Annotated in this window: 33 protein-coding genes; 8 read left to right on the top strand and 25 right to left on the bottom strand. The window is 69.4% G+C overall.

Annotated features, from left to right (window positions below; translation table 11 throughout):
- Positions 1 to 18 precede the first annotated feature (18 nt).
- The 11 genes from CSC65_RS11105 to CSC65_RS11055 form a co-directional block, all read right to left on the bottom strand.
- Positions 19 to 288, bottom strand: a complete 270-nt coding sequence (locus CSC65_RS11105; RefSeq protein WP_162410642.1) for an HPr family phosphocarrier protein — start codon at positions 286 to 288, stop codon at positions 19 to 21.
- A complete protein-coding gene (locus tag CSC65_RS11100; RefSeq protein WP_162377569.1) occupies positions 281 to 673 on the bottom strand; it encodes a PTS sugar transporter subunit IIA in 393 nt (130 codons plus the stop codon). The genes CSC65_RS11105 and CSC65_RS11100 overlap by 8 nt, the downstream gene beginning before the upstream one ends.
- Before the next feature lie 113 nt (positions 674 to 786).
- Positions 787 to 1,662: an RNase adapter RapZ gene (gene rapZ, locus CSC65_RS11095; protein WP_162410641.1), complete on the bottom strand. Its 876-nt coding sequence runs from the start codon at positions 1,660 to 1,662 to the stop codon at positions 787 to 789.
- Complete coding sequence (gene hprK, locus CSC65_RS11090) at positions 1,659 to 2,612, bottom strand: HPr(Ser) kinase/phosphatase (protein ID WP_162410640.1); 954 nt, start codon at positions 2,610 to 2,612, stop codon at positions 1,659 to 1,661. Before hprK ends, rapZ begins: the two co-directional genes overlap by 4 nt.
- 91 nt (positions 2,613 to 2,703) lie before the next feature.
- A complete protein-coding gene (gene hpf / locus CSC65_RS11085; RefSeq protein WP_162410639.1) occupies positions 2,704 to 3,021 on the bottom strand; it encodes a ribosome hibernation-promoting factor, HPF/YfiA family in 318 nt (105 codons plus the stop codon).
- Positions 3,022 to 3,091: 70 nt separating this feature from the next.
- Positions 3,092 to 4,537 (bottom strand): RNA polymerase factor sigma-54, encoded by a 1,446-nt coding sequence (locus CSC65_RS11080; RefSeq protein WP_162410638.1) that lies wholly within the window; start codon positions 4,535 to 4,537, stop codon positions 3,092 to 3,094.
- Between the two features lie 57 nt (positions 4,538 to 4,594).
- On the bottom strand, positions 4,595 to 5,314 hold the full coding sequence (gene lptB, locus CSC65_RS11075; RefSeq protein WP_162410637.1) for an LPS export ABC transporter ATP-binding protein: 720 nt from the start codon (positions 5,312 to 5,314) through the stop codon (positions 4,595 to 4,597).
- Positions 5,314 to 5,841, bottom strand: coding sequence for a lipopolysaccharide transport periplasmic protein LptA (lptA, locus tag CSC65_RS11070; RefSeq protein ID WP_162410636.1), 528 nt, complete (start codon positions 5,839 to 5,841; stop codon positions 5,314 to 5,316). The genes lptB and lptA overlap by 1 nt, the downstream gene beginning before the upstream one ends.
- Positions 5,819 to 6,379, bottom strand: a complete 561-nt coding sequence (lptC, locus tag CSC65_RS11065) for an LPS export ABC transporter periplasmic protein LptC (RefSeq protein WP_162410635.1) — start codon at positions 6,377 to 6,379, stop codon at positions 5,819 to 5,821. The genes lptA and lptC overlap by 23 nt, the downstream gene beginning before the upstream one ends.
- Positions 6,376 to 6,948 carry a KdsC family phosphatase gene (locus CSC65_RS11060; RefSeq protein WP_202922871.1) on the bottom strand — a complete coding sequence of 191 codons (573 nt, stop codon included), beginning with the start codon at positions 6,946 to 6,948 and terminating at the stop codon, positions 6,376 to 6,378. The genes lptC and CSC65_RS11060 overlap by 4 nt, the downstream gene beginning before the upstream one ends.
- 25 nt (positions 6,949 to 6,973) lie before the next feature.
- Positions 6,974 to 7,987 carry a KpsF/GutQ family sugar-phosphate isomerase gene (locus tag CSC65_RS11055; protein WP_162410633.1) on the bottom strand — a complete coding sequence of 338 codons (1,014 nt, stop codon included), beginning with the start codon at positions 7,985 to 7,987 and terminating at the stop codon, positions 6,974 to 6,976.
- A 66-nt stretch (positions 7,988 to 8,053) separates the two neighbouring features.
- Here CSC65_RS11055 and CSC65_RS11050 point away from each other — a divergent pair, with 66 nt between their 5' ends.
- The 3 genes from CSC65_RS11050 to CSC65_RS11040 are packed head-to-tail and all read left to right on the top strand — an operon-like array spanning position 8,054 to position 9,904.
- Positions 8,054 to 8,284 (top strand): BolA family protein, encoded by a 231-nt coding sequence (locus CSC65_RS11050; RefSeq protein ID WP_136260146.1) that lies wholly within the window; start codon positions 8,054 to 8,056, stop codon positions 8,282 to 8,284.
- Positions 8,285 to 8,327: 43 nt separating this feature from the next.
- Positions 8,328 to 9,602 carry a UDP-N-acetylglucosamine 1-carboxyvinyltransferase gene (gene murA / locus CSC65_RS11045; protein ID WP_162410632.1) on the top strand — a complete coding sequence of 425 codons (1,275 nt, stop codon included), beginning with the start codon at positions 8,328 to 8,330 and terminating at the stop codon, positions 9,600 to 9,602.
- Entirely contained in the window at positions 9,602 to 9,904 is a 303-nt protein-coding gene (locus tag CSC65_RS11040) for a hypothetical protein (protein WP_162410631.1), read from the top strand. The genes murA and CSC65_RS11040 overlap by 1 nt, the downstream gene beginning before the upstream one ends.
- Positions 9,905 to 9,945: 41 nt before the next feature.
- Here CSC65_RS11040 and CSC65_RS11035 read toward each other — a convergent pair whose 3' ends face one another.
- Genes CSC65_RS11035 through purM form a run of 4 tightly spaced genes read right to left on the bottom strand, consistent with a single transcriptional unit; the run spans position 9,946 to position 13,223 of the window.
- Positions 9,946 to 10,635: a DUF3108 domain-containing protein gene (locus CSC65_RS11035; RefSeq protein ID WP_162410630.1), complete on the bottom strand. Its 690-nt coding sequence runs from the start codon at positions 10,633 to 10,635 to the stop codon at positions 9,946 to 9,948.
- 2 nt (positions 10,636 to 10,637) lie between these two features.
- Positions 10,638 to 11,423 carry a DUF3108 domain-containing protein gene (locus CSC65_RS11030; protein WP_162410629.1) on the bottom strand — a complete coding sequence of 262 codons (786 nt, stop codon included), beginning with the start codon at positions 11,421 to 11,423 and terminating at the stop codon, positions 10,638 to 10,640.
- Between the two features lie 47 nt (positions 11,424 to 11,470).
- Positions 11,471 to 12,154: a phosphoribosylglycinamide formyltransferase gene (gene purN / locus CSC65_RS11025; RefSeq protein WP_162410628.1), complete on the bottom strand. Its 684-nt coding sequence runs from the start codon at positions 12,152 to 12,154 to the stop codon at positions 11,471 to 11,473.
- Between the two features lie 10 nt (positions 12,155 to 12,164).
- A complete protein-coding gene (purM, locus tag CSC65_RS11020) occupies positions 12,165 to 13,223 on the bottom strand; it encodes a phosphoribosylformylglycinamidine cyclo-ligase (protein ID WP_162410627.1) in 1,059 nt (352 codons plus the stop codon).
- A gap of 158 nt (positions 13,224 to 13,381) precedes the next feature.
- Between purM and CSC65_RS11015 the strand changes: the two genes are divergently transcribed.
- The 3 genes from CSC65_RS11015 to hda are packed head-to-tail and all read left to right on the top strand — an operon-like array spanning position 13,382 to position 16,373.
- The gene (locus tag CSC65_RS11015; RefSeq protein WP_425501350.1) at positions 13,382 to 14,488 is read left to right on the top strand and encodes a DUF2066 domain-containing protein; all 1,107 of its coding nucleotides are present in this window, start codon (positions 13,382 to 13,384) and stop codon (positions 14,486 to 14,488) included.
- Complete coding sequence (locus tag CSC65_RS16230) at positions 14,485 to 15,666, top strand: AI-2E family transporter (protein WP_238390365.1); 1,182 nt, start codon at positions 14,485 to 14,487, stop codon at positions 15,664 to 15,666. Before CSC65_RS11015 ends, CSC65_RS16230 begins: the two co-directional genes overlap by 4 nt.
- Positions 15,663 to 16,373 (top strand): DnaA regulatory inactivator Hda, encoded by a 711-nt coding sequence (gene hda / locus CSC65_RS16225; protein ID WP_238390364.1) that lies wholly within the window; start codon positions 15,663 to 15,665, stop codon positions 16,371 to 16,373. Before CSC65_RS16230 ends, hda begins: the two co-directional genes overlap by 4 nt.
- Positions 16,374 to 16,387: 14 nt before the next feature.
- Here the strand turns inward: hda and CSC65_RS11005 are convergent, their stop codons facing one another.
- The 10 genes from CSC65_RS11005 to CSC65_RS10960 all read right to left on the bottom strand — a co-directional run bounded on the left by CSC65_RS11005 (position 16,388) and on the right by CSC65_RS10960 (position 23,609).
- Positions 16,388 to 16,867 (bottom strand): hypothetical protein, encoded by a 480-nt coding sequence (locus tag CSC65_RS11005; RefSeq protein ID WP_162410626.1) that lies wholly within the window; start codon positions 16,865 to 16,867, stop codon positions 16,388 to 16,390.
- Between the two features lie 29 nt (positions 16,868 to 16,896).
- Complete coding sequence (locus tag CSC65_RS11000; RefSeq protein WP_162410625.1) at positions 16,897 to 17,421, bottom strand: hypothetical protein; 525 nt, start codon at positions 17,419 to 17,421, stop codon at positions 16,897 to 16,899.
- A gap of 110 nt (positions 17,422 to 17,531) precedes the next feature.
- Positions 17,532 to 18,239: a PDZ domain-containing protein gene (locus tag CSC65_RS10995; protein ID WP_162410624.1), complete on the bottom strand. Its 708-nt coding sequence runs from the start codon at positions 18,237 to 18,239 to the stop codon at positions 17,532 to 17,534.
- Between the two features lie 59 nt (positions 18,240 to 18,298).
- Entirely contained in the window at positions 18,299 to 18,811 is a 513-nt protein-coding gene (locus CSC65_RS10990) for a hypothetical protein (RefSeq protein ID WP_162410623.1), read from the bottom strand.
- A 21-nt stretch (positions 18,812 to 18,832) separates the two neighbouring features.
- A complete protein-coding gene (locus tag CSC65_RS10985; protein WP_162410622.1) occupies positions 18,833 to 19,237 on the bottom strand; it encodes a hypothetical protein in 405 nt (134 codons plus the stop codon).
- Complete coding sequence (locus CSC65_RS10980; protein ID WP_162410621.1) at positions 19,224 to 19,775, bottom strand: RNA polymerase sigma factor; 552 nt, start codon at positions 19,773 to 19,775, stop codon at positions 19,224 to 19,226. The genes CSC65_RS10985 and CSC65_RS10980 overlap by 14 nt, the downstream gene beginning before the upstream one ends.
- A 38-nt stretch (positions 19,776 to 19,813) precedes the next feature.
- Complete coding sequence (gene murU, locus CSC65_RS10975) at positions 19,814 to 20,515, bottom strand: N-acetylmuramate alpha-1-phosphate uridylyltransferase MurU (protein ID WP_162410620.1); 702 nt, start codon at positions 20,513 to 20,515, stop codon at positions 19,814 to 19,816.
- A gap of 1 nt (position 20,516) precedes the next feature.
- Positions 20,517 to 21,521, bottom strand: coding sequence for an aminoglycoside phosphotransferase family protein (locus tag CSC65_RS10970; protein ID WP_162410619.1), 1,005 nt, complete (start codon positions 21,519 to 21,521; stop codon positions 20,517 to 20,519).
- 177 nt (positions 21,522 to 21,698) lie between these two features.
- Positions 21,699 to 21,968: a GlsB/YeaQ/YmgE family stress response membrane protein gene (locus tag CSC65_RS10965; protein WP_162410618.1), complete on the bottom strand. Its 270-nt coding sequence runs from the start codon at positions 21,966 to 21,968 to the stop codon at positions 21,699 to 21,701.
- Between the two features lie 135 nt (positions 21,969 to 22,103).
- On the bottom strand, positions 22,104 to 23,609 hold the full coding sequence (locus CSC65_RS10960; protein ID WP_162410617.1) for a M20 family metallopeptidase: 1,506 nt from the start codon (positions 23,607 to 23,609) through the stop codon (positions 22,104 to 22,106).
- 207 nt (positions 23,610 to 23,816) lie between these two features.
- Here CSC65_RS10960 and CSC65_RS10955 point away from each other — a divergent pair, with 207 nt between their 5' ends.
- Both CSC65_RS10955 and CSC65_RS10950 read left to right on the top strand, forming a co-directional pair.
- A complete protein-coding gene (locus CSC65_RS10955; protein ID WP_162410616.1) occupies positions 23,817 to 24,161 on the top strand; it encodes a ComEA family DNA-binding protein in 345 nt (114 codons plus the stop codon).
- 263 nt (positions 24,162 to 24,424) lie between these two features.
- Complete coding sequence (locus CSC65_RS10950; protein WP_162410738.1) at positions 24,425 to 25,054, top strand: HutD family protein; 630 nt, start codon at positions 24,425 to 24,427, stop codon at positions 25,052 to 25,054.
- Positions 25,055 to 25,058: the final 4 nt, after the last annotated feature.

Genomic DNA, 25,058 nt, shown 5'->3' with positions numbered 1-25,058 from the left:
GGCCCGGCGAGCGCATGGTCACGCGTCCTCGTCGAAGCGTCGTTCGAACAGCGAGGCGATCGCGTCCATGGCGGCGGTTTCGTCCACGCCGTCGGTGCGCACGGTGATCGGGGTGCCCTGGCCGGCAGCCAGCAGCATCACGCCCATGATGCTCTTGGCGTTGACCTCGCGACCCTTCGCCTGCAGGGTCACGGCGCAGCGGAACGGCGCCAGTTCCTGCACCAGCTTGGCGGTGGCCCGGGCATGCAGGCCCAGGCGGTTAGAGACGGTGAGTTCACGTTCAAGCATCGTCGATGATCGCTCCATTGCGCGTGCCTGCCGCCGCGGTGGCAGGCAGGTGGTCCAGTCCCTGTTCCGGATAGTTCATGACCCGCAGCAGCATCGGCAGGCTCAGCGCCGCCACACGCCGTACCGGCGTGCCCAGCCTGGCCACTTTCGCGGCCAGGTTGCTCGGGCTGGCGCCGTACAGGTCGGTCAGCACCAGCACGCCATCCCCGTCGTCGACCCGGCGCAGCGCCGCCGAGGCGGCCGGGAGCAACTGCTCCAGGTCGGCATCGAACGGAACCTCGAAAGCCTCCGTCCGCAGCGGCAGGTTGCGCAGCAGGGTGGTCGCGACCGCCAGTACCGCGCTGCCGACGCCAGGGTGGGTGATCAGGAGAATGCCACAGGCCATGGCGGAAAGTTAACAGAGCGCTATGTCCGCCGTAAGCGGGGTCGGCCGGGTTTGAGCGTCCCGCCGAGGGGCGGTTGCGGAATGGCCGGGTTCCGGCGGGCCCGGGGCCGGGGTCAGTCCTGCTCGCGGTGGTAGGTCGCCACTTCTTCCCAGCCCTGGCCCCGGGCATGGGCGGCCAGGCGCTCTGCCAGGTAGACCGAGCGGTGCTTGCCGCCGGTGCAGCCGAAGGCGACCGTCACGTACGCGCGGGTTTCGTTGCGCAGGCGCGGCAGCCAGGTGTCCAGGAAGCCGGCGACCTGGGCGACGTAGGCGTCCACGTCCGGCTGGGCGTCCAGGTAGTCCCGGACCCGGGGATCGCGACCGGTCAGTGGCCGCAGCTCCGGGTCCCAGTGCGGATTGGGCAGGACCCTGGCGTCGAACACGAAGTCGGCTTCTTCGGGGACGCCATGCCGGTAGGCGAAGGATTCGAACAGCAGCGAGAGGCCCGGAGTGTGTTCCAGGGCGAAACCGGTGATGACCTGGCGCCGCAGCTGGTGCACGTTGAGCTGGCTGGTGTCGATGACCGCATCGGCCTCCTCGCGCAGCGGCCGGGTCAGTTCGCGCTCGCGCGCCAGCGCTTCCGGCAGCGACAGGCCCAGGCGGGTGAGCGGATGCCGGCGGCGGGTGTCGGCGAAACGCCGGAGCAGGACCTCGTCGCTGGCCTCGAAGTAGACCAGGCGGGCACCCACGCCGAGGGCGTCGGCGGTCACCCGCCATTCGGCCAGCCGGCTCAGGTCGCTGTTGCGGCTGCGCACGTCGATGCCCACGGCCAGGCGCTGCGGCAACCCGGCGTCGTCGCGGACCATGCTGCGCACGAAGGCCGGCAGCAGTTCCACCGGCAGGTTGTCCACGCAGTAGTAGTCCAGGTCCTCGAAGGTCTTCAGCGCCACCGACTTGCCCGAGCCGGACAGGCCGCTGACGATGACCAGGCTCGGCGGCACGGCGCTCATGTCCCGCGCCGCTCCAGCAGGTTGCTGTGCCGGGCGATGAACATCGCCGCCGGGTCGATGCCCTTGGTGCGCAGGATGTGCAGGCGCGTGGCCGCTTCGGTCAGCACGGCCAGGTTGCGGCCGGGCATCACCGGCAGGGTGATCAGCGGCACGTCCAGGTCCAGCACGTGGCGGGTGCCCGAATCGCCGGTCAGGCGCTCGTATCCATGGGGATTGGGCTCGGTCATCGGCCGGGTCAGGTGCACGATCAGGCGCAGGTACTTGTTCTTCTTCACCGCGGTGTCGCCGAACATCTCGCGCACGTTGAGCACGCCCAGGCCGCGCACCTCCAGCAGGTCCTGCAGCAGTTCCGGGCAGGTGCCGTCGAGCACGTCCGGCGCGATCTGGGTGAACTCCGGCGCGTCGTCGGCGACCAGGCGGTGGCCGCGGCTGAGCAGTTCCAGCGCCAGCTCGCTCTTGCCCGACCCCGCCTCGCCGGTGATCAGCACGCCGATCGAATAGATCTCCATGAACACCCCGTGCAGCGTCACCCGCGGCGCGAGCGTGCGGGCGAGGTGGTAGGAGAGGTGGTTGAGGAGTTCGTGGCCGCGCTTGGGCGAGATCCACAGGGGGGTGTCGCTTTCCTCCGCGGCGGTGCGCAGGTCTTCGGGGCACGACTGGTTCTTGCTGATAACCAGCGCCAGCGGGCGGAACTGGATGATCTTCTCGATCGTCTCCCAGCGCAGCCGCGCATCCAGCGAGTCGAGCCAGGCCAGTTCCTCGCTGCCCAGGATCTGGACCTTGTTCGGATAGACGGCATTGAGGTAGCCGGCCAGCGAGGGGCGGCGCGCGTTGGTGTCGCCCGATTCGATGCCGCGCTTCTCGCCCTTCTGCCCGGCCACCCAGCGCAGGACGAGTTTCTCCTGCTGCTGGTCGAACAGCTCGCGCGCGGTGATGCTCGCGTTCCTCATGCAGCCCGGCCTCTTCGATGGGGTCGCACGATTGTCGCCCAAAACGGGCGGCGCGTGCCGGCGGCGCGCGCGCCGCCGGCCGCCGAGGGCGTCAGAGCACGTCGGTGGTCACGCGCGTGGCATGGTGGTCGTGCTGCTTTTCCTTGTGCTTCAGGATCAGCCGGTCCAGCTTGTCGACCAGCACGTCGATGGCGGCGTACATGTTCTCGCCATCGGCCTCGGCATGGACGGTCTTGCCTGGCACGATCAGGTCGGCGGCGGCGTGGTGGGCCGGCTTGCGCAGTCCGAGCTGGACGCGGACCTCGATGGGCTGGTCGAAATGTCGGTCGAGGCGTTGCAGCTTGCTCTCGACATACTCGCGCAGGGCCGGGGTCACCTCGATCTGCTGGCCGTACGTTTCGATGCGCATCATGAACCTCCTTGGTCGTTGCCGCGTTGGCGGCTCCGCCCCAGGCGGGGAATTCCGTCGGTGTTCTGACTCAACCGATTCGGACCCGCTCGTGCGAAGCCGAAATGTTCATGGCCTCACGATACTTCGCCACGGTCCGTCGCGCCACCGGAATCCCCGACTGCTTGAGCAGGTCGGCCAGCTTGGCGTCAGACAGCGGCTTGCGTGGGTTCTCGTCGTCGATGAGACGACGGATCATGGACTGGATGGCGGTACTGGACGCCTCGCCGCCGCCGTCGGTGTCGATGCCGGACGCGAAGAACGCCTTCAGCGGCAACGTCCCGCGCGGCGTGCGCACGTACTTGCGCGCGATCGCGCGCGATACGGTGGATTCGTGCAGCCCGACTTCGCCGGCGATCTCGCGCAGGGTGAGGGGGCGCAGCGCCTGCTCGCCGAATTCGAGGAATCCGGACTGCGTGCGCAGCAGGCAGCGCATCACTTTCAGCAACGTTTCGCCGCGCGCTTCCAGGCTCTTGAGCAGCCAGCGCGCTTCCTGCAGGTGGGTCTTCAGGTAGCCGGCATCGTTCTCGCCGCAACGACGGATCATCTGTTCATAGCCGCGGTGGATGGATACGCGCGGCATCGCCTGCTGCGAGAGCGCGACTTTCCAGATCCCGCGCTGGCGCCAGACCACGCAGTCTGGAATGACGTAGCTGTCCGTGTTCACTTCGCCGACCTGCTTGCCCGGCCGCGGATCGAGCGAGCGCACCAGTTGCACGGCCTGCTCGACCTGGTCGGGTGGACTGCGCAGTTCCTGCGCGATCCCGGCGATGCCGCTGCGCGGCAGTCGTTCCAGCGGGCCGTCGACGATGCGCAGGGCCAGTTCGCGCCCGGGCGTGCATTCGGGCAGGACGTCCAGTTGCAGGTGCAGGCATTCGCCCAGGTTGCGCGCGCCGATCCCGACCGGGTCGAAACGCTGCAGCTGGTGCAGCACGGTGAGGATCTCGTCTTCGCCGGCGGTGACTTCCGGCAGCAGGGTCTCGGCGATGGACGACAGCGGTTCGCGCAGGTAGCCGTCTTCGTCGAGCGCGTCGATCAGCGCCGCGCCGATGCGCCGGTCGCGATCGGACAGTGGCGACAGGTGCAGCTGCCAGAGGAGGTGGTCGGCCAGGTTCTCCGGTTCGGCCATGCGCTCGGCCGCATCCTCGCGGTCATCGTCGCTGCCCCCGCCGCCCCCGCCACCGCTCGACCCGTCCCAGGCGCTTTCCTCGGGGCTCCAGTCGCCGTCGTCCTGGCCGGTTTCCTCGCTGCGGCTGTCCGTCGCTTCGGCCGGGGCGTCATTCGACTTGCCGTCGGCGGCCGGCGGGGAATCGTAGGGTGCGTCCTCGGTCCACTCCAGCAGCGGATTGGTCTCGATCGCTTCGGCCACTTCGGCCTGCAGTTCGAGCGTGGACATCTGCAACAGGCGGATGGCCTGACGCAGTTGCGGCGTCATGACCAGGTGTTGTCCGAGCGATGTCTGCAGCCTTGCCTTCATGTCCCTGCCAGGTATGGAGCAACAGGACTGCCGGCCGGGGCGGCTCCTTGCAGGAGCCTAGAGGCGGAAAGTGTCCCCGAGGTAGACCCGGCGCACGTCCGGATCCGCCAGCAGTGCGTCTGGTGCCCCCTGCGCCAGAACGCTTCCTTCAGCGAGGATATACGCACGGTCGCAGATTCCCAAGGTCTCGCGCACGTTGTGGTCGGTGATGAGCACGCCGATGCCGCGGTTCTTGAGGTGGGTGACGATCCGCTGGATCTCGCCGACCGAGATCGGGTCGACGCCGGCGAAGGGTTCGTCCAGCAGCATCAGCCTGGGCTTGGCGGCCAGCGCGCGGGCGATCTCGCACCGCCGGCGCTCGCCGCCGGAGAGGCTGGCGCCGAGCTGGTCGGCGACATGGCCGATCTGAAGTTCGTCCAGCAGCGAGGACAGCTCGCGCTCGATGCCGTCGCTGTCCAGGTCCTCGCGCAGCTCCAGCACCAGGCGCAGGTTGTCGGCCACGCTGAGCTTGCGGAACACCGACGCTTCCTGCGGCAGGTAACCCACGCCCAGGCGGGCGCGGGTGTACATCGGCTCGGCGGTGATGTCGCGGCCGTCCAGCACGATGCGTCCCGCATCGGCGGCGACCAGGCCCACGATCATGTAGAAGCAGGTGGTCTTGCCGGCACCGTTGGGGCCGAGCAGGCCGACCACTTCGCCGGCGTCCAGGCTCAGCCCGAACTCGCGCACCACTTCGCGCTGCTTGTAGCGCTTGCGCAGGCCCTCGGCGACCAGCATCAGTTGCTCCCCTTGGCCGGGGTCTTGGGCTGGATCACCGTGCGCACGCGGGTGCCGTCGCCGCCGCTCTGCATCTGTCCGGTACCCATGTTGTAGACCATCTTCTGGCCGCTGTTGCTGCCGCGCGGCGACTCGATCTTGAAGTTGCCGGTCAGGGTCAGCAGGTCCTTGTTCGGCTCGAAGACGATGCGGTCGGCACGGGCGTTCATCATCGTGCCGTCGTCCATCTGCTGCTTCATCGTCGCCTGCTTGCCGGTCAGCACGACCTGGTCGATGTCGCTGTTACGGCGGACGATCTCCGCGCGATCCGCACGGATTTCAAGGGTGCCCTGGGTGATCACGACATTACCGCTGAACACGCACTTGCTGTTGGCCTCGGCCTGGTTGCAGTCAGAGGCATCCGAATCCAGCGTCATCGGCTGGTCGCGGTCGGATGTTTTCGCCAGCGCCAGCGACGGCAGCAGTGCGCCGGACAGGATGGCGAAGGCCAGCAGGTTCCGCAGGTTAGCGGCGCGGAGAAGGTTCATAGCGGGTCTTGACCTGGGAAAGGAACTGGTACTGCCGGGTCTGCAGGTTGGCCTGGAAGCCCACGCCGGTCTGCATGATACCCGGCTGGGTGAGGGTGACGCGGTCGTCGGTGCGGGCCAGATGCTGGTCCGGCAGCAGTTCCAGGCGATCGGTGCGGAAGGTGGTCGGCGTCGGATTGCCCGGCGCGCTGTCGCCTTTCACGTTGCCATCAAGCTTGGCCACGCTGCCTTCGGCATCGACCCAGCCCCGGTCGGAGGCCAGCTGCCAGCCGCCATCCTCGCCCGGCATCAGGAACAGCGGCTGGACGATGGCCAGGCTCTCGTCCTCGCGGCTGCGCTGCAGTTCGGGCGCGCGCAGGCGCACGGATTCGACGCCGTCCTTGCCCAGCATCACCAGTTCGAAATCGCGCAGTACGTAGTCCGAGCGCTGCCCGGTGTCGGCCGCCGGCTCGCTGCGCTCGCGCATGTGCCAGGCCGACCAGCCGCTGACGATGGCCGCGACCAGCAGCACGACGCCCAGCCCGGTACGCCAGCTCATGCGTGGCGTCCGTCGCGCGAGCCGGGGGCCGCGCCGGCCAGGATTGCTGGCACATGGCCCTGCGCGGCCAGCAGCACGTCGCAGACTTCCCGGACCGCGCCCTCGCCGGCGCGCGCGCGGGTCTTCCAGTGCACGATTTCGGCGATCCACGGATGCGCGTTCGCTGGCGCCACCGACAGGCCCACCGTGCGCAGGCAGTCCAGGTCGGGCAGGTCGTCGCCGACGAAGGCGGTCCGTTCGCGGTCCAGGCCGTGCCGCGCGGCCAGCTCATCCATGCACGACAGCTTGTCCTGCACGCCGATGAAGGTCTCCAGGCCCAGGTCTTCGCCACGCTTCCTGGCCGAGAGGCTGTGGCGGGCGGTGATCAGCGCGACCTGGAAACCGAACCGGCGCAGCTGGGTCAGCCCTTGGCCGTCCAGTACGCTGTAGGCCTTCATTTCGCGGCCTTCGCTGTCGAAGTAGAGCCGGCCATCAGTCAGGGTGCCGTCCACGTCCAGGCACAGCAGGCCGATGCGCGCGGCGCGTTCGCGGATGTCGGCATCGACGTGGGCGAGGGGATCGTAGGGCACGTAGGAACCTTGGTGGGATGGGCCGTTAAACCACGCGCGCGCGCAACAGGTCATGAATATTGAGCGCGCCGACCGCGCGGTCGTCGCCATCGACCACGATCAGGCCGTTGATCCTGTGCTGCTCCATCAGGTGCGCGGCCTCGCTGGCCATGCGACCGGCGCGGACCGTGCGCGGGTCGCGGGTCATCACCCCGGCGATCGGGGTCTGGCGCACGTCCATGCCCTGGTCGAGCGCGCGGCGCAGGTCGCCGTCGGTGAAGATCCCGAGCAGCTTGCCGTCGCCATCGACCACCGCGGTCATGCCCAGGCGCTTGCGGCTCATCTCCACCAGTGCCTCGGCCACGCTGGCGTCGGCACCGACGCGCGGCAAAGCCTCGCCGGTGTGCATGACGTCGTCGATGTGCAGCAGCAGGCGGCGACCCAGGCTGCCGGCCGGATGCGACCGGGCGAAATCGTCGGCGGTGAAGCCACGCGCTTCCAGCAGGGCCACGGCCAGGGCGTCGCCGAGGGCGAGGGTGGCGGTGGTGCTGGAGGTCGGCGCCAGGTGCAGCGGGCAGGCTTCGGCCGGTACCGACACGTCCAGGTGCACGTCGGCCTCGCGGGCCAGGCTCGACTGCGGGCGCCCGGTCATCGCGATCACGGTGTTGCCCTGCCGGCGCAGCGCCGGCAGCAGCATCAGGATCTCGTCGGATTCGCCGGAGTAGGAGATCGCCAGGACCACGTCGGCGTCGGTGATCATGCCCAGGTCGCCATGGCCGGCTTCGCCGGGATGGACGAAGAAGGCGGGGGTCCCGGTGGAGGCCAGGGTTGCGGCGATCTTGCGCGCGATGTGCCCGGACTTGCCCATCCCGGTGGCGACGACCCGGCCACGCCCCGCCATCACCAGCGCGCATGCGCGGGCGAAATCCTCGCCGATGCGGGCACCGACGGCGGCCAGTGCCTGGCCCTCGATCTCGAGCACGCGGCGGGCGCTGGCGATCAGGCCCGGGGACTGGGCCATCGGGGCGGAGGGCAGGGCGGAAAGCGGGGACTGGCTCATGCAGGCTCGGTCCGGGGCGTCCGGATTCGCTAGAATGCGGGGCTTCATTCTAGGCCAAAGCGCTCCATGGACGCCGATACCATCCGCCGCATGATCGAGGACGGCCTGCCCGGCGCTCGCGCGCAGGTCCAGGGCGACGACGGCGTGCATTTCGAGGCCACGGTCGTTGCCGAGGCTTTCCGCGGCAAGCTGCCGCTGGCCCGCCACCGCATGGTCTACGCCACGCTGGGCGAGCTGATGGGCGGTGCTATCCACGCCCTGGCGCTGAAGACCGTCACTCCCGACGAGACGGCCTGAGCCGGCTCGCCGCCCCTTTCCAGATTCCCGCGCAAGAGTTCCCATGCAGAAGATCGTAGTCAGCGGCGGCGTGCCGCTTCGCGGCGAAGTCACCATTTCCGGCGCCAAGAACGCCGTGCTTCCCATCCTGTGCGCGACCCTGCTGGCCGACGCGCCGGTGGAGATCCTCAACGTCCCGCACCTGCACGACGTCGTCACCACGATCAAGCTGCTGAGCGAGCTCGGCGCCGGGGTCGAATTCGACCAGGGCACCCTGGCGCGCGGCAGCAGCCTCGTGGTGGACCCGCGCAGCGTCAACCAGCATGTGGCGCCGTATGAGCTGGTCAAGACCATGCGCGCCTCGATCCTGGTGCTCGGCCCCCTGCTGGCGCGCCACGGCGCCGCGGAGGTCTCGCTGCCGGGCGGTTGCGCGATCGGTTCGCGGCCTGTGGACCAGCACATCAAGGGCCTGCAGGCGCTGGGCGCCGAGATCACCGTCGAAAACGGCTTCATCAAGGCCCGCGCGGAGCGCCTCAAGGGCGCCCGCTTCGTGTTCGACATGGTGACCGTCACCGGCACCGAGAACGTGATGGCGGCCGCTACCCTGGCCGAAGGCACCACGGTGCTGGAAAACGCGGCGATGGAACCGGAGATCGTCGACCTCGCCGAGTGCCTCAACGCAATGGGCGCGAAGATCGAGGGTGCCGGCACTTCGCGCATCACCATCCAAGGGGTCGAGCGCCTGAGCGGCGGCCGGCATGCGGTGCTGCCGGACCGGATCGAGACCGGTACGTTCCTCGTCGCCGCGGCCATGACCGGCGGCCGGATCACCGCGCGCAACGCGCGCCCGGATACGCTGGACGCGGTCCTGCTCAAGCTGGTCGAAGCCGGGGCGGAGATCACCACCACCGAAGACAGCATTACCCTGGACATGCACGGCAAGCGACCGCAGGCGGTAGGCCTGACCACCGCGCCGTATCCGGCCTTCCCGACCGACATGCAGGCGCAGTTCATGGCGCTCAACTGCGTGGCCGAAGGCGTGGGCGTGATCAGCGAGACGATCTTCGAAAACCGCTTCATGCACGTCAACGAACTGCTGCGCCTCGGCGCGGACATCCAGGTCGACGGCCACACCGCGATCGTGCGCGGCACCGAGCGCCTCAGCGGCGCCCCGGTCATGGCGACCGACCTGCGCGCTTCGGCTTCGCTGATCCTGGCCGGGCTGGTGGCCGAGGGCGAGACCACCATCGACCGCATCTACCACCTGGACCGCGGCTACGAGAACATCGAAGAGAAGCTCGGTGCGCTCGGCGCGAAGATCCGCAGGATCCCCGGCTGATGCTGCTCAAGGGCAGGCTGACGCCGCGGCGCAAGCTGCTGCTGGGCATCCTCGCGGTGCTGCTGCTGGCGGTCGGCTGGGCCGGCTGGGCCGGCATGGCGGTGACCCGGGGCGTCAACACCACCGACATGGACTGGAACGAAGACGGCGAGGTCAGCCGTGGCGAGATCGCGCAGGCGTTCTATGCGGTCACTGCGTCGCGCGAACAAGAAGGCGTGCGCGAGTGCACGACGTTCCGCTGGTATCGCACGGGTGAGGCGATCCGGGTCGACTGCAAGACGGTATTCGAACCGGCGCAGTGACCCTGGTGCCGCCGCCCCGACGGGACGGCGGCGGGGCGTCTTCAGCGCACCGAGCGCACGGTCAGGTCGACGGTATCCATGCCGTTCTCGCGCTGGAGCACGCGCGCGGGGACCGGCATGCCCGGCACCAGCCACACGTACATCTCGCGCCTGTCCGTCCGACGCACGACCTTGGTCGCTTCCTTGCTCGCGCCGCCGATGGTGACCGGTTCCTTGCCGATCACCTCCCACTGCATCTGCTTCACCCGGCCTTCGTCGACCATGCGGTAGCTGAGCGGCTTGCCGGCCGCCAGGTCGCGGGCGACGGCCAGGTTGATCAGCAGCGCGTCCATGTCGCCGGCCTGCAGCTTCACCGGGCCGCGGCGTTCGGGTTTGACGTCGCCTGTCCAGGTCGCCTGGCCGCTCTTCCAGTCGTAGATGGCGTCGACGTTCTTCTTCTTCATCAGCGCCACGGCGCGGTCGCTGCTGCTGAGCGGACGCAGCTGGCCCTGGTGCTCCTCGAATACCGTGCTCTGGCTGAGGTCGCCGAGCTGGTTGCGGATGTTGAGGCTGTACTTCCAGCGATTGTTGCCTTCGGAAGCCAGGGTCATGCTGCCGGTGGCCTGCATGCCCAGGTACTTGGCCTGGTAGTCGGCGGTGAACGGTTCCAGCGCGGCGGCGTGCGCGGAAGTGCCGGCCAGTGCCAGCAGCAGGCCCAGGGCCGGGGCGAATCGGATACGTCCACTCGTCATTTCTAGACTCCTCGGTATTCGACCAGGCGCAGGTCGATTTCGTCTTCGCCGTCCTTGCGTTGCAGGATGCGGATCGGCGTGGGGACGCCGCCGGCGACCCACAGCACGGTCTGGTCGCCGTCGCTGGAAGTGCGGGCCACGCGCAATGCGTCGTAGCTCATGTCGCCGACAGCCATGATCTCGGGTTCGCTCGCCGCTTCGTACACGTATTCGCGCGCGCGCCCCAGGTCGACCATCCGGTATTGCAGGGTGGCGCCAGGCGCGGCGTCGCGCATGATCGCCAGGTTGATCAGCAGCGCGCTCATGTCGCCGGCATGCAGCGGCAGCGGGCGGCGGCGTTCCTTCTTCAGGTCGCCTTCCCAGTGCGCCTGCATCGCCGACCAGTCGTAGATGCCGGTGACTTCCTTGCCGAAGAACATCGCCCTGCGTGCAGTGGCCTGGGTCAGCGGCCGGTAATGGCCGTCATGCGTGTCGAACACCGTGCTCTGCTGCAGGTTGAGCCGGGCCAGGCCGGCGATGCCGCGCTCGCCATGGATGGTCAGGTCGATCCGCCAGCGGCTGTCGCCGTCGCGCACCAGCTGCATCGTCGCGCTACCCGCCGGCTTGCCCTGGTAGTGGGCCTCGTAGGTCGCGAGGAACGGCTCGAGCACTGATACCGGCTGCTCCGGCTCGACCGGCGTCACCGTCGCCGGAGGCAGTTCAGTTTGCGTCTGCGCGCACAGCGGTCCGGCCAGCACCAGGCAGGCGGCAAGCAGCGGGAGGCGCGAAAGCAACGGGCGTCGGGGCATGGGAGGAAGTGACTGGAGGTAAGACCCAGCATGCCCGGAAAACGGTGTCAGCTGCGTGATCCCGGGCGCAGGATTCCGGTGGAATCTAGATGCAGCGGACTAAACAGGGTCTGACCATCGAGCTGGACCTGACCGCCGTGTTCAGCCAGCCGACCGGCGGCCGCCAATGCCAGGGTCGCTGTCACGAGGCGATGTTCCTCGGGAAGCAGGCGCGCGGCGAGGCTTTCGGGGGTGTCGCCGGGCTGGACGGGGATGCGGGCCTGGGCGACCACCGCCCCGGCATCCAGCTCGGGCACTACGAAGTGGACGCTGGCGCCGTGCTCGGTGTCGCCGGACTGGAGCGCGCGGGCATGGGTCCGCAGGCCCTTGTAGCGGGGCAGCAGCGAGGGATGCACGTTGAGCAGGCGGCCGTCGAAGCCCCGCACGAACGCGTCGCCGAGGATGCGCATGTAGCCGGCGCAGAAGACCCAGTCCGGAGCGGTCGCTTCCACCGCCGTGGCGAGGATGGCATCGAAGGCGGCCCGGTCCGGGAACTGGCGTGCTTCCAAACTCCAGCGCAGTGCAGGCGCGACGCGATCGAGCGCGGCGGCGTCGGGCCGGTCGGAGAACACGCCCACGATCTCCGCGTCGAGTTCGCCGCGGGCGATCGCATCGAGGATGGCCTGCAGGTTGCTGCCGCGGCCGGATACCAGCACCGCCAGGCGCGGCTTGCGTCCGGTGGAGGGATTCATCGGGAACGGGTCAGCCGATGTGGACGCGTTCGCCGTCGCCGGCACCGCTCGACAGGCGTGAGACCTGGCCGATCGCGCGATGGGCCAGACCTTGTGCATCCAGGCTGGCCGAAACGGCCGCCACCGCCGCCTGCGGCAGCACCAGCACGAAGCCGACGCCGCAGTTGAAGGTGCGCCACATCTCCGCATCGGCCACCGCGCCTTCGCGCTGCAGCCAGTCGAACACCGGCGGCAGGACGATGGCGCTTGCCTCGATCTGCAGGCCCAGGCCCTCGGGGATGACGCGGATGATGTTCTCGGTGAGGCCGCCGCCGGTGATGTGGGCCATGGCGTGGATCGAGTCGCCGTGTTCGCGCAGCAGCGCCAGCACCGGCTTCACGTACAGCCGGGTCGGCGCCATCAGCGCGTCGGCCAGGGCCACGCCACCGACCTGCACGTCGGGACGACCGGCGCGGTCGTAGATGCGCCGGATCAGCGAATAGCCGTTGGAATGCGGTCCGGAGGAGGCGATGCCCAGCAGCACGTCGCCCTCGCGCACCTTCGCGCCGTCCAGCAGCTGCGACTTCTCCACCGCACCGACGGCGAAACCGGCCAGGTCGTACTCGCCCGGTGGGTACATGTCCGGCATCTCGGCGGTCTCGCCGCCGATCAGGGCGCAACCGGACTCGGTGCAGCCGGCGGCAATGCCACCGACCACGGCCACGGTGGTGTCCACGTCCAGCTTGCCGGTCGCGAAATAGTCGAGGAAGAACAGCGGCTCGGCACCCTGGACCAGGATGTCGTTGACGCACATTCCGACCAGGTCGATGCCGATGGTGTCGTGGCGGCCCAGTTGCTGGGCCAGCTTGAGCTTGGTGCCGACGCCGTCGGTGCCCGAGACCAGCACCGGCTCGCGGTACTTGTTCGAGAGGTCGAACAGCGCGCCGAAGCCGCCCAGGCCACCCATCACTTCCGGACGGAAGCTGCGCTTGACCAGCGGCTTGATCCGTTCGACGACCTCGTTGCCGGCGTCGATGTCCACGCCTGCGTCACGATAGGTCAGGGGGACGGGCGTCGGGGTCTGGCTCACGTGGGGCCTGCGCGGTAGGGTCCGGGGGACGCGTATTCTAGCAGCCGGCCCGCGCGCGGCCCCGGGCGCGGCGCGGGCGAGGTGCATCGATTGGCGCACGGGCGCCATTCGGGCAACAATTCGCCGTGATCCCCCCCAACGCCCGCCGAGGAATCTGCATGCGAGCCAGCCGCGCCGCCATGGGTCGCGCCTTCACCGGCCTGCTCCCGGTCTTCGGACTTCTCCTCGCCCTGGGCCTGGCTTCGCCCGCCGCGCATGCGCAGGACGGCCTGCGCACCGAAGGCGACGTCGCCAGCGCGCAGGGACTGTATGCGGCCGAGGTTCCAGTCAACAGCCAGGCCGGCGATGCACGCGAGGCCGGTTTCACCCGCGCGCTGGCCCAGGTGCTCGAAAAGCTGTCCGGCGACGCCGGCGTGGTCAACCGGCCCGGGGTGGCGCAGGAGCTGCGCAACGCCAAGGCCTACGTCGACAGCTACGACTACCGCCAGGACCAGGGCGTATCCCCGGCCGGGGCGCCGACCTTCCGGACCATGCTGGTGGTGCGCTTCGTGCCCGAGGCGGTGGATTCGATCACCGCCTCGTTGGGCGTGCCGGTATGGCCGCAGCCGCGCCCCAAGCCGGTGCTCTGGCTGGCGATCGATGACGGCAGCGGTCCGCGCCTGCTGAGTGCCGGCCAGGTCAATGCCGCGCGCAGCGTGCTCGATCGCGCCCAGGACCGGGGCTACAAGCTCGGCCTGCCGGCCGGCGGCGCCGCCGAACAGGCTGCGGTCGGCGCGATCTGGCGCAACGATCCGGCGGCGGTGGCCCGCGCCTCGGCGCGCTACAGCCCGCCGATGCAGCTGATCGGCAAGCTCTACCGCAGCGGCAGTGGCTGGACCGCCGACTGGACCTTCGTCGATTCCGGGCGGGTGCTGGCGACGCGTTCGGTCAGTGACAGCGATGCGCGCCGCGCCATGGCCAGCGGCGCCGATGTCGCCGCCGAGGCGCTGTTCCAGCGTTACGCCAAGGCGCTGCCGTCCGAACCGTCCGGAACCTACCGCGTGGCCTTCACCGGCCTGCGCAGCGCCGAGGACTACCTGCGGGTATCGGCGATGCTGCAGAAGATGCCGGTGGTACGCCGGATCGCGCCGGCCCGCGCCGATGGCGAGCGGGTCGAGTTCGATCTGGACCTGCTCACCGGCATGACCGGCTTCCAGCGCATGCTGGGCGCCGATGCGCCGGTCGTGGCCGTGGAAGGCGTGCAGGCGGAGTACCGCATCCGATGAGCGCCAATCGCGAAGAGACGCCGGGGCAGGAGATCGCCCTCTTCCTGCGCCAGCTCAAGTGGCTGGTGGTGGTCGCCGCATCGTTGTGGTTGATCGGGCTGCTGGGCCCGATCCTGACGCCGTTCGTGCTCGGCGCCCTGCTGGGCTGGCTGGGCGACCCGCTGGCCGACCGGCTGCAGAGGCGCGGCCTCTCGCGCAACCTGGCGGTCGGACTGGTGTTCGGCGCCATGGTGCTGGTGGTGGTGCTCGCGCTGCTGATCCTGGTGCCGCTGCTGGAGCGGCAGATCGTGACCCTGATCGAGTCGGCGCCCGAGTATCGCGACTGGATCCTGCAGACCGCGTTGCCCTGGCTTGAACAGAAGACCGGCCTGGACCTGGTCGGCTGGCTCGACACCGAACGGCTGACCGAATGGGTCAAGACGCACTGGACCCAGGCCGGCGGATTCGCGGCGACCGTGTTCGGCTACCTGTCGCGTTCGGGCGTGGCGATGCTGGCCTGGGTGGCCAACATCGTGCTGCTGCCGATCCTCACGTTCTACTTCCTGCGCGACTGGGACATGCTGGTCGACCGCGTAGCCGCGCTGGTCCCGCGCGACCACCTGGGCACGGTGACGCGCCTGGCGCGCGAGTCCAACGACGTGCTCGGTGCGTTCCTGCGCGGCCAGTTCGTGGTGATGATCGCGCTGGGGCTGATCTACGCGATCGGCCTGTCGCTGGTCGGGCTCAAGCTCGGCCTGCTGATCGGCGTGATCGCCGGGTTCATCAGCTTCATTCCCTACCTGGGCGCCACCACCGGCGTGGTCCTGGCGCTCGTCGCGGCGCTGGTCCAGTCGCAGGGCTTCGACCTGCAGCTGCTGGTGCTGGTGGGCGTGGTGTTCACCGTCGGCCAGATGCTGGAGAGCTACGTGCTGACCCCGCGCATCGTCGGCGACAAGATCGGCCTGCATCCGATGGCGGTGATCTTCGCGATCATGGCCGGCGGCCAGCTGTTCGGCTTCGTCGGCATGCTGCTGGCGTTGCCGGTGGCGGCGGTGGCCAACGTGCTGCTGCGCTTCGCCAAGGAGCGCTACCGGGAAAGCGACCTGTACACCGGCGAGCACGCGGTGATCGTGCTCGACTCCTATGTCGATCCGAGCACGGTGGAGCAGGTTGCCAGCCGGGAACCGGAGCAGTCGTGAGCGGTATCTCCGGGGCCACGCCCCAGCTGCCGTTGTCGCTGCGCTATCCGCCCGACCAGCGCCTTGAAGGTTTCGTCGGCGCCCCGGAGGGCGCGATCGCGCAGTTGCGCGCGCTGGCGCGCGAGCCTGGCGCGGACTGGTTGTACGTGGAGGGCGGCCCTGCCACGGGCAAGACCCACCTGGGCCTGGCCGTGTGCGCCGAGGCCGAGCAGGCCGGACGGCGTGCGGCCTACCTGCCGCTGCGCGCGGCGGCAGGACGTCTCGGTGACGCGCTGGACGCACTCGACGCGGTCGATGTGGTCGCGCTCGATGGCCTGGACGCCATCGCCGGCGATCGTGGCGACGAGGTCGCGCTGTTCGATTTCCACAACCGCGCACGCGCCGCGGGACGGGGCGTGCTCTATCTCGCCGGCGCCGCCCCGGCCGCGTTGCCGCTGGTCCTGCCGGACCTGCGCTCGCGGCTCGGACAGTGCGCGCGCATTGCCTTGCATCCACTGGATGACGATGGCCGGCGCGAGGTGCTGCGCGACCGCGCACGACGTCGCGGACTGGTCCTGGAGGAAGCCGCGATCGAGTGGCTGCTGACCCGCACCGGCCGGGATATCGCCCAGCTGGCGGCGCTGCTGGAACGGATCGATCGCGAATCGCTGGCTGCCCAGCGGCGGGTCACCGTGCCGTTCCTGCGCGGACTGCTTCCCGCCGGCTGACCGCGCACGGTGCCTTACGGGCAGGCTTCCGGGCGCTGCTCCCAGACCACCGGTTCCCAGTAGGCGTTGTCGCGGATGCTCTGCGCATCGAGCCGGTCGCGCAGCAGCCGCGCGCCGATCGCATAGCTCACCCCCGGCTGCACCTCGACGGTGAACGGTTTGTAGGCGCGCTGCATTTCCAGGCGTTTCATCTTCGCGATCTGGGCGATCGCCGCACCGGGCAACCGGTGCGGATCGATGTGGTCGGTCACCGTGAGGACGCGCGCGCCCGGCTGGACGGCGTGCCGGTTGCGCGCATCGAGCGGCGTGCTCCTGCCGTCGATCCGGGTGATCTCGACCGGGAAGATGTCCTGGCTCTTCGGGATCGCGCCGCGCTGGTCGGTGACATGGCCGCAGGTGCTTCCCGGTACGCCGACGACCGGCGCGGCGGTTTCACCGCCGGCATGCGCGCCACCGGCCAGCAGCAGGGTGGACAGCAGGAGGGGGCGCAGCATGGTGGTGGTCTCCGTCGCGTGGTCGCGGGCTACTTGCAGGGGGTCGGGCGCATGTCCCACACCACCGGTTCCCAGTAGGCGTTGTCGCGGATGCTGTCGACGTCCAGTTTGTCGCGCAGCAGCTTCGCGCCGATGGCGTAGGTGAGCCCGGGCTGGATGTCCAGTTCCACCTTCTTGTACGCGCGCTGCTGCTCGAGGCGCTTCATCTTCGAAATCTGGTTGTCCGCCGCGGCGGGCACGCGCTTGGGATCGATCCGGTCCGCGAGCGTCAGCACATGCGGTCCGGGCTCGACGCGATACCGGTTGGTCCGGCTGAGCGGGGTGCTCTTGCCATCGATCTGGGTGATCACCGCGTCGAAGATGTCGCGGCTCTCGGGAATCTCGCCCTGGTTGACCGTGAGGTAGGAACACGTGCTAGACGGATCGCCTGCCACGGCATCGGACGGGGGGGCAGGTGCAGCCGGTGCCGGAGGTGCCTGGGTCGGCCCGGCCTGCGGAGCCGCAATGGCGGCGGAAGCGAAAAGAACGGTCGACAGCAGGGTAATGCGCCACATGGTCGGATCCTCTCGGTTGGACAGCGGGTGCCTGGTCGCGGGGTGTGCTGCACGGATGATCTGGCGTCGTCACCTTAAAGGTACGTGAAAGACGCCTGCCCGCATGCGGGTCATCGACAGGCCTCGGGCAGGGTCTGCCAGACGAACGGTTCCCATGCACCGGTCGGGCTCCCCGCCAGCGGTCGTGCGCCGACGTAATAGGTGGTGTCGGGCTCGATGTCGAGCACGAAGGCCTTGGAGGCGTAGCTGGACAGGGCGCGTGCGGGCGGCTGGGGAACGTGCTCGCGCAGGATCACCACGCGCGTTCCGGCCGCGACTGGATGCCGCGGCGCCCCGGTGGCAAGCGCCCGCCGGCCCTCGATCTGGGTGATGTCCACCCTACGCACGTTGCTGTTGGCTGGCAGGCCGTCCAGCTGGCTGGTGAGCTGGCCGCACCCGGCGCTGGTGCCGATGCCGGGCAGTGCCATCGAACCGGACAGCGTCAGGGGCTTGCCGTCGCGACGGCCCTGGATGCGGAGCGCTCCCGCGCCGGCCTGCAGCGCCGCGGCCAGCGCGGTGGCGGGCCTGGTGTCGCCATCGAGCCGGTGGCCATTGACCGACTGGAGCATGTCGCCGGCACGCAGGCCGATGTGGTCCGCCGCACCGCCGGGCGTCACCGCCATGACCCGGAGGCCGAGCGGGCTGGCCCGGCGCACGTCCACCACCGCGCCGAGCTCGTAGGTGTGCGTTGCGGCCCTGCCGGCGATCGCCTCGTCGTTCTGGCCCGCCATGCTGGGGGGCGTGCCCAGCGCGGCCAACGCGGCGAAGACGATTCCCATCGCGCGCCGGAAGCCAACGCGCCGGCTGGCGGCGAAACCGCCGTGATGGACCGCGTGCCTCATTTGCAGGCCCTTGCGACTTCTTCCCAGACCACCGGCTCCCAGTACGCGTTCTCGCGGATGCTCCCGGTGTCGAGGTTGTCGCGGACCAGACGCACGCCGACGCGTTGCAGCGTGTCGGCCCTGACCTCGATCACCAGCGGCTTGAAGTAGCCGGTGAAATCCTTGCGCTGCTGCATCCTGAGGATCTGCTTCTGCTGGGCCGAACCCAGCCGGTACGGGGGAATGCCTTCGGCAAGTACCAGCACGTGCCTGCCGGGCTGCATGCGGTAGGCATCGCGCACCAGGCGTGGCCGTTCGCCGTTGATCTGCATGATCCGCGCTGGAAAGATGTCCATGCTTTCCGGCGTCGGCGCCGTCTGCGCGCCGACCAGTCCGCAGGTCCGCTCCGCACCCGGCGTATCCGGATCGGTCGACGGTGCCAGCGCCGGAACGATCGAAGCGTTGGCCTGGAAAGCGAGAAGCGCGCCCAGCACGAGCAGGATGCGCGGCGTCCGGCGGGGTTGTGGCATGGATCGCATGGCGGCTCCTTGTCAGATGTCGTTGAGGTCGCCGGCATGGCTGCGCGAAGCCTGGCGTTGCGCGATCAGGGCATGGCGCGCCTCCCACATCGGCGCAAGCTCGAGGTCGCTGGCGCCGTTCTCGTAAGCCACCTGCAAGGCGCGGTCGATCGCGTGCACCTGCGGATCCACGCCGTCGTCGATCGCCGGTCCGGTCGCCGCAAGTGGCGCGAACGCCGGGTGTTCCGGCGCCATGTCGGGCCTGGGCAGCACCATGAAGAGCGCCGCGACCAGTCCCGTGGAGGCGAGCGCAGCGGCCATGCGGCGGCGTCGCACCTGGCGGCGTCGCAGCGTCTTCAGTCGTGGCCAGAGCGATTCCGGCGCGGGCGGTTCGTGCAGTTGCAGCAGGGCATCGTGCAGGTCGTCAGGCGTGCTCATCGTCGTCTTCCGCAGGTTCCAGGTGCTCGCGCAATCGCGCCAGCGATCGCGACAGGATCGATTTCGACCAGCTCGGGCTGCGCCCGAAGCGGCGTGCGAGTTCCTCGTGCGACCAGCCTTCCATTTCGTGCAGCCATACGAGGGTACGGGCGAGGGGTGGCAGCCGTCGCAGCAGGCCGCTGGCTTCGGCCACGGTTGCGGGTGCCGCGTTGCCGTCGAGGGCCTGCAGCAGCGCGTCGTCGTCGGAGTAGCGCCGCTCGCGCCGCAACCGGTCGATGGCGAGGTTGGCGGCGACCCGTTTGAGCCACGGTCGCAACGGGGTGTCCTCGCGCAAGCCCGACAGGAACCCGAACATGCGCAGGAACGTGTCCTGGGTGATGTCCTCGGCCGCGGCCGGGCTGCCGGTCAATCGCAGCGCCAGCGCGTGGATGGCGCGGGCATGCTCCCGGTAGATCGACTCGAACGCGGCTTCGTCGCCGCGGCGCGCGCGGCGCAGGCGATCGGCCCCGGAGTCGTCATCCCTGTCGTGTTCGTCCATCAGCAGGTACTACGCGCCAGGGGTCCGTTCCGTCGCGCTCAGGCGTTCGCGTCGCGCAGCTGCCGGTCCAGTGTCGCCAGCCGTCCGGGCGTGCCCACGTCCGTCCACGCCCCGGCATGGTGCTCTCCGGTTGCCGCCGAACGGGCCATGGCCCGGCGCAGCAAGGGGGCGAGCTTGAAGCGGGGCGGGGTTCCCGGCTCGCTGGTGACCGTTTCGCGCCAGCCGTCGAGCAATGCCGGGCGGTACACGCCGATGCCGGAGAAGGTCAGCTTCGTCGTGCCCTCGTCGGCGAGGCGGCCGTCGGCGCCCAGGCTGAAGTCGCCTTGCGGGTGGTGTTCGGGATTGTCGACCAGGACCAGGTGCGCATCGCCACGCGGCGTGGCGGGCAGGCGCGCGAAATCGAAGTCGGTCCAGATGTCGCCATTGACCGCGATGAAAGGTGCCTCGCCCAGCAGGGCCAGCGCATGCAGCATGCCGCCGCCGGTTTCCAGGGGCGTGGCGCCTTCATGGCTGTAGTGCAGCCGCAGGCCCCAGCGCGCGCCGTCGCCCAGCAGTTCGGGGAACCGTGGCGCCAGCCACGAGGTATTGACCACGACCTCGTCCACGCCTATCGCGGCGAGTTTCTCCAGATGCCAGGCGATCAGCGGCTTGCCGCCCGCCTCGAGCAACGGCTTGGGCGTGTGGTCGGTGAGCGGACGCATGCGCTCGCCCAGGCCTGCAGCGAAAACCAGTGCGCGCATCTCAGTCCCCGCGCGGACGGGTGATGTCGGTGTCGCCGATGAATCGCTCCAGCAGCGCGACCATCGGCCGGATGTCTTCGTGGCGGTTGCCCACCTCGCGTACGTAGCGCCAGACCAGCGGCAGGTCGGCGAGGTAGCCCGGCTTGCCGTCGCGGTAGGCGAGGCGGCAGAAGATCCCCAGCACCTTGATGTGGCGCTGCAGGCCGGTCAGGTCGAACCAGCGCGCGAACAGCGCCTCGTCGGCGCTGGTCAGCCCCAGCTCCACCGCGCGCCGTCGATAGCCTTCGCGCCACGCGGCGACGCGTTCCTCCGGCCATGCGATGTAGCAGTCGCGCAACAGCGATGCCACGTCGTACGCCAGCGGGCCACGCATCGCACCCTGGAAGTCGATCACGCCCGGCATGTTGTCGGGCACCACCAGCAGGTTGCGCGAGTGGAAATCGCGGTGCATGAACCGTTGCGGCTGCGCATGGGCGGCGTTGAGGATGGCGCGGAACGCGAATTCGATCGGATCCCAGTCCTCGCATTCCAGCTGCGCACCCAGGTGACGGCGCAGGAACCACTCCGGCATCAGCTCCAGTTCCATCACCATCCACGGCTCGTCGAACGCCGGCAGGCCGTCGGTATCCACCTGCGCCTGCATCGTCAGGATCGCGTCGATCGCCGGCGCATACAGGGCATCGGCGCCGTCGGCGTCGAGCTCGGGCAGGTATAGCCGGTCGCCGAGGTCTTCCATCAGCACGAAGCCTGCCTCGGTGTCGGCGGCGCGCACGTCGGGCGTGTGCAGCCCGGCATCGGCGAGCAGCTTGCCGATGCGCAGCCACGGGGCGATGTCCTCCTGTCCCGGCGGCGCATCCATCACGATCCAGCTGCGTCCGCCACTGCGGGTGCGCCAGTAGCTGCGGAAGCTCGCGTCGGCCGAGGCCACCTGCAACGCCAGGCCAGGGTCTGACAGGGCCTGCCGGGTCCAGGCCAGGCGTTGTTCGGTGCGTTCTGGGGCGGGCATGCAGGCGTCGGTCATGAGCAGGCCTACAGGGTAAACGCGCGGGCTGCGGCCGGCGAGTGTGCCGGGTGGCCGGTCCGGGATCGCCGTATCGCGCACTTGCGCGTTTCCATGCCGGGAACGTGGAAGGACCCCGCATGCGGGGTCCTTCCGTAACGCGGAGCAGGCAGCAGTCCCGGCTCAGGCCCGCTTCTTCCTCGCGAACCCGTACAGCACCAGCAGGACGATCGCGCCCAGCACCGAGGCGATGAAGCCGGCCGGTTCACCTGGCCCGTACCAGCCCAGCGCGCCCCCGATGTACCACGCGAGCAGAGCGCCGGCGATGCCCAGCACGATGGTCCAGAGCAGGCTGAGCTTGTCGTTGCCCGGCTTGAGCGCGCGGGCAAGCAGGCCCGCGATCAGGCCGATGAACACCGTCCACAGGATGCCGCCACCAAAGATCTGTTCCATCTGGATACTCCGGTCGGATTGGGTGGGGGTTCGCGCAGCGTAGCGCAGCCGGTGGTCGAGTGCCGTGGCGGGCCGCCAGGCACAAAAAAAAGCGCCGGGAGGTCCCGGCGCCCTGGATCAACGCGTGTCGTGGGGTCAGCAGCAGCCGTGGTCGCCGTGCACCTGGCCGCCGGCCACCGCACCCACCCCGGTGGTTTCGCCCCGCGTGCCGGCCAGGTAGTGTTCGGCGATCACGTGCGAGACGCACTGGGTGACCCGCTTGCCCATCGGGATATGCAGGAACTCGTTGGGGCCGTGCGCGTTGGAATGCGGGCCGAGCACGCCGGTGATCATGAACTGCGCGCCGGGGAACTTCTCGCCGAGCATGCCCATGAACGGGATCGTGCCGCCTTCGCCCATGTACATCGCCGGCTTGCCGAAGGCCGCCTGCGAAGCGGCCTCGATCGCCGCGGTCAGCCACGGCGACTGCGCCGGCGCGTTCCAGCCGGTGGAAGCCTTCTCCAGCTCCAGCTCGACCTTCGCGCCGTTCGGCGGATCGGCCAGCAGCACGTCCTTGAGCAGGTCGCCGGCACGCTTGCCGTCGAGCGTCGGCGGCAGGCGCAGCGACAGCTTCACCGAGGTGCACGGGCGCAACACGTTGCCCGCGGACGAGAGCGGCGGCATGCCGTCGACGCCGGTCACCGACAGCGCCGGGCGCCAGGTGCGGTTGAGCACCAGTTCGGTGAGGTCGTCCGTCATCGGACTCATGCCGTCCAGGAACGGGAACTTGCTGAAGACCTCGTCGCCCAGCACGCCGGCGACCTTGCCGGCCTGCTCCAGGCGCTCGGCCGGGACCTCGACGTAGAGGCCTTCGACCTTGATCTTGCCGGTGGCCTCGTCTTCCAGTCGCGACAGCAGCTGACGCAGCAGGCGGAAGCTGGAGGGCACGATGCCCGAGGCGTCGCCGGAATGGACGCCTTCGCTGAGCACCTTCACGGTCAGGTTGCCGCCGGCCAGGCCACGCAGCGAGGTGGTGCACCACAGCTGGTCGTAGTTGCCGCAGCCCGAATCCAGGCACACCACCAGCGAAGGCTTGCCGATGCGCGGTGCCAGGTGGTCGACGTAGGCGGGCAGGTCGTAGCTGCCCGACTCCTCGCAGGCCTCGATCAGCAGCACGCAGCGCGCGTGCGGCACGCCCTGCAGCTGCAGCGCCTGGATCGCCGCCAGCGAACCGAAGATCGCGTAGCCATCATCCGCACCGCCGCGGCCATAGAGCTTGTCGCCCTTGAGCACCGGGATCCACGGGCCGAGATCGGCATCCCAGCCGGTCATCTCCGGCTGCTTGTCCAGGTGCCCGTACAGCAGCACGGTGTCTTCGCCTGAATCCGGTCCGCTGGCCGGGATTTCCGCGTAGATCAGCGGCGTGCGGCCCTCCAGGCGCACCACTTCGACGTGCAGTCCGGGGATGGACTGGGCCTTCGCCCACGATTCCATCAGCTGGACGGCGGCCTCCATGTGGCCGTTGGCCTGCCAGTCCTTGTCGAACATCGGCGACTTGTTGGGGATGCGGATGTATTCGACCAGCTGCGGGACGATATCGCCGTCCCACTTCTCATCGATGAATTTCTCGGCGGTGCGGGGGTCGAGCCGGGGAGCGTCCATGTCGGGTCCAGGTGCAATGCGGAAAGCGTCCATTCTACGCCGCGGCCGGTGCCCGGAAATTTCCTACACGTGAACAGGTATCCGTCGGGTCGCGGAAGGGCGTTCGGGCGCTGGGCGTGCGTCCCGTGTTGCAGGAGACTGGGGCTGTCGATGACGGGCAGGATCCCCGTCCCGGCGAACCCGGATCATCCAACAAGGAGAGTTGCCATGAAGCCTTTTCCACTCATGTTCAAGTCGCTGCTGCTGTCGCTCCTGCTGCTGGCCGGCAGCGCATTCGCCGCCGATCGCGTCGACATCAATGTCGCCAGCGCCGCCCAGCTGGAGAAATCGCTGGTCGGAATCGGCCCATCCAAGGCCGAGGCGATCGTCGAGTACCGCAAGGCCAACGGCCCGTTCAAGAGCGCCGACGAGCTCGCCCTGGTAAAGGGCATCGGCCTGAAGACCGTGGAGCGCAACCGGGACCTGATCGCAGTGGGCGGCTCGCGTGCGGCGCCGGCCAAGCCCAAGCCGGCCGCGGCCGTCACCCCGTCCAAGCCCGTCGCACGTCGTTGAGCCTGTCCTCCCGGCGGTGCAGGTTGCGTAAGAACAACAGCGTCCGGCCGGCAGGGAAGCCGCACGGACCCGCACCCTCGCGTGCGTGACTTGGACGCTGAGGCATCGGCATGCGCAGGAGGCGCGGCTGCTGCCGGTGGGCAGGGACGCAAGAAGCAGGCAGGACGCCGACAGGGATGTGCCACGTCGCCCGGATCGCACAGGATGTGCAGCCGGGCGACGCCTTTCCGGGCCAGACACGGTGCGTGGGGCACAATGCCCGGATGAACGATCATGGCGTAGTGACGATTCCGGCCACCGAGTACCGGCGCAGCCGCTGGCGCAACGGACGGGGCTGGACACGGGAAATCCTCGTGCTGCCCGATCCGGACGCCTGGGACCTGCGGCTTTCAATCGCCGAAGTGGATGCGGCTGCCGATTTTTCGCCGTTCCACGGCGTGGAGCGTGAACAGGTCCTGCTCCACGGCAACGGCTTGCAGCTCCATTTCGATGATGGTGAGCGGGTGGACCTGCTGCCCCCGCACCAGCGAGCCCGCTTTGCCGGCGATCGCCCGGTGACCGGCATTCCGGTGGACGGACCCGTACAGGTGTTCAACCTCATGTGGCGCCCGGAACGGATGAGTGCGGTGCTGTTCCATCGGCCGCTGGTCGGCGGCATGTGGTGCTTCGCGGACGCGCGCACGGCGTGGGCCGTGCACGTGCTGGCGGGTGCGGCGCGCATCGGCGCGGGTGGCCATGAGCAGGCAACGCTGGCACAGGGAGATAGCGCATGGCTGGCTCCCGGGACGGGCAAGCAGCGCTATTCGATCGATGGCGGCGGCGAACTGCTGCTGGTCCGGGTGGCGGGCCCTGGCGATGCGGTCGCCCGGCTCGATGACGCGGAACCGGCGTGACGCG

This window comes from Pseudoxanthomonas daejeonensis, from assembly GCF_010093205.1.
Classification (GTDB): domain Bacteria; phylum Pseudomonadota; class Gammaproteobacteria; order Xanthomonadales; family Xanthomonadaceae; genus Pseudoxanthomonas; species Pseudoxanthomonas daejeonensis.
This window is presented reverse-complemented; position numbering and strand designations above follow the sequence as displayed.

Bases quoted from the DNA above. Each gene is read 5' to 3' on its own strand.
- CSC65_RS11105 (WP_162410642.1), bottom strand. From the start codon at position 288: ATGCTTGAACGTGAACTCACCGTCTCTAACCGCCTGGGCCTGCATGCC.
- CSC65_RS11100 (WP_162377569.1), bottom strand. From the start codon at position 673: ATGGCCTGTGGCATTCTCCTGATCACCCACCCTGGCGTCGGCAGCGCG.
- rapZ (WP_162410641.1), bottom strand. From the start codon at position 1,662: ATGAGCGCCGTGCCGCCGAGCCTGGTCATCGTCAGCGGCCTGTCCGGC.
- hprK (WP_162410640.1), bottom strand. From the start codon at position 2,612: ATGAGGAACGCGAGCATCACCGCGCGCGAGCTGTTCGACCAGCAGCAG.
- hpf (WP_162410639.1), bottom strand. From the start codon at position 3,021: ATGCGCATCGAAACGTACGGCCAGCAGATCGAGGTGACCCCGGCCCTG.
- CSC65_RS11080 (WP_162410638.1), bottom strand. From the start codon at position 4,537: ATGAAGGCAAGGCTGCAGACATCGCTCGGACAACACCTGGTCATGACG.
- lptB (WP_162410637.1), bottom strand. From the start codon at position 5,314: ATGCTGGTCGCCGAGGGCCTGCGCAAGCGCTACAAGCAGCGCGAAGTG.
- lptA (WP_162410636.1), bottom strand. From the start codon at position 5,841: ATGAACCTTCTCCGCGCCGCTAACCTGCGGAACCTGCTGGCCTTCGCC.
- lptC (WP_162410635.1), bottom strand. From the start codon at position 6,379: ATGAGCTGGCGTACCGGGCTGGGCGTCGTGCTGCTGGTCGCGGCCATC.
- CSC65_RS11055 (WP_162410633.1), bottom strand. From the start codon at position 7,987: ATGAGCCAGTCCCCGCTTTCCGCCCTGCCCTCCGCCCCGATGGCCCAG.
- CSC65_RS11050 (WP_136260146.1), top strand. From the start codon at position 8,054: ATGGACGCCGATACCATCCGCCGCATGATCGAGGACGGCCTGCCCGGC.
- murA (WP_162410632.1), top strand. From the start codon at position 8,328: ATGCAGAAGATCGTAGTCAGCGGCGGCGTGCCGCTTCGCGGCGAAGTC.
- CSC65_RS11040 (WP_162410631.1), top strand. From the start codon at position 9,602: ATGCTGCTCAAGGGCAGGCTGACGCCGCGGCGCAAGCTGCTGCTGGGC.
- CSC65_RS11035 (WP_162410630.1), bottom strand. From the start codon at position 10,635: ATGACGAGTGGACGTATCCGATTCGCCCCGGCCCTGGGCCTGCTGCTG.
- CSC65_RS11030 (WP_162410629.1), bottom strand. From the start codon at position 11,423: ATGCCCCGACGCCCGTTGCTTTCGCGCCTCCCGCTGCTTGCCGCCTGC.
- purN (WP_162410628.1), bottom strand. From the start codon at position 12,154: ATGAATCCCTCCACCGGACGCAAGCCGCGCCTGGCGGTGCTGGTATCC.
- CSC65_RS11015 (WP_425501350.1), top strand. From the start codon at position 13,382: ATGCGAGCCAGCCGCGCCGCCATGGGTCGCGCCTTCACCGGCCTGCTC.
- CSC65_RS16230 (WP_238390365.1), top strand. From the start codon at position 14,485: ATGAGCGCCAATCGCGAAGAGACGCCGGGGCAGGAGATCGCCCTCTTC.
- CSC65_RS11005 (WP_162410626.1), bottom strand. From the start codon at position 16,867: ATGCTGCGCCCCCTCCTGCTGTCCACCCTGCTGCTGGCCGGTGGCGCG.
- CSC65_RS11000 (WP_162410625.1), bottom strand. From the start codon at position 17,421: ATGTGGCGCATTACCCTGCTGTCGACCGTTCTTTTCGCTTCCGCCGCC.
- CSC65_RS10995 (WP_162410624.1), bottom strand. From the start codon at position 18,239: ATGGGAATCGTCTTCGCCGCGTTGGCCGCGCTGGGCACGCCCCCCAGC.
- CSC65_RS10990 (WP_162410623.1), bottom strand. From the start codon at position 18,811: ATGCCACAACCCCGCCGGACGCCGCGCATCCTGCTCGTGCTGGGCGCG.
- CSC65_RS10985 (WP_162410622.1), bottom strand. From the start codon at position 19,237: ATGAGCACGCCTGACGACCTGCACGATGCCCTGCTGCAACTGCACGAA.
- CSC65_RS10980 (WP_162410621.1), bottom strand. From the start codon at position 19,775: ATGGACGAACACGACAGGGATGACGACTCCGGGGCCGATCGCCTGCGC.
- murU (WP_162410620.1), bottom strand. From the start codon at position 20,515: ATGCGCGCACTGGTTTTCGCTGCAGGCCTGGGCGAGCGCATGCGTCCG.
- CSC65_RS10970 (WP_162410619.1), bottom strand. From the start codon at position 21,521: ATGCCCGCCCCAGAACGCACCGAACAACGCCTGGCCTGGACCCGGCAG.
- CSC65_RS10965 (WP_162410618.1), bottom strand. From the start codon at position 21,968: ATGGAACAGATCTTTGGTGGCGGCATCCTGTGGACGGTGTTCATCGGC.
- CSC65_RS10960 (WP_162410617.1), bottom strand. From the start codon at position 23,609: ATGGACGCTCCCCGGCTCGACCCCCGCACCGCCGAGAAATTCATCGAT.
- CSC65_RS10955 (WP_162410616.1), top strand. From the start codon at position 23,817: ATGAAGCCTTTTCCACTCATGTTCAAGTCGCTGCTGCTGTCGCTCCTG.
- CSC65_RS10950 (WP_162410738.1), top strand. From the start codon at position 24,425: ATGAACGATCATGGCGTAGTGACGATTCCGGCCACCGAGTACCGGCGC.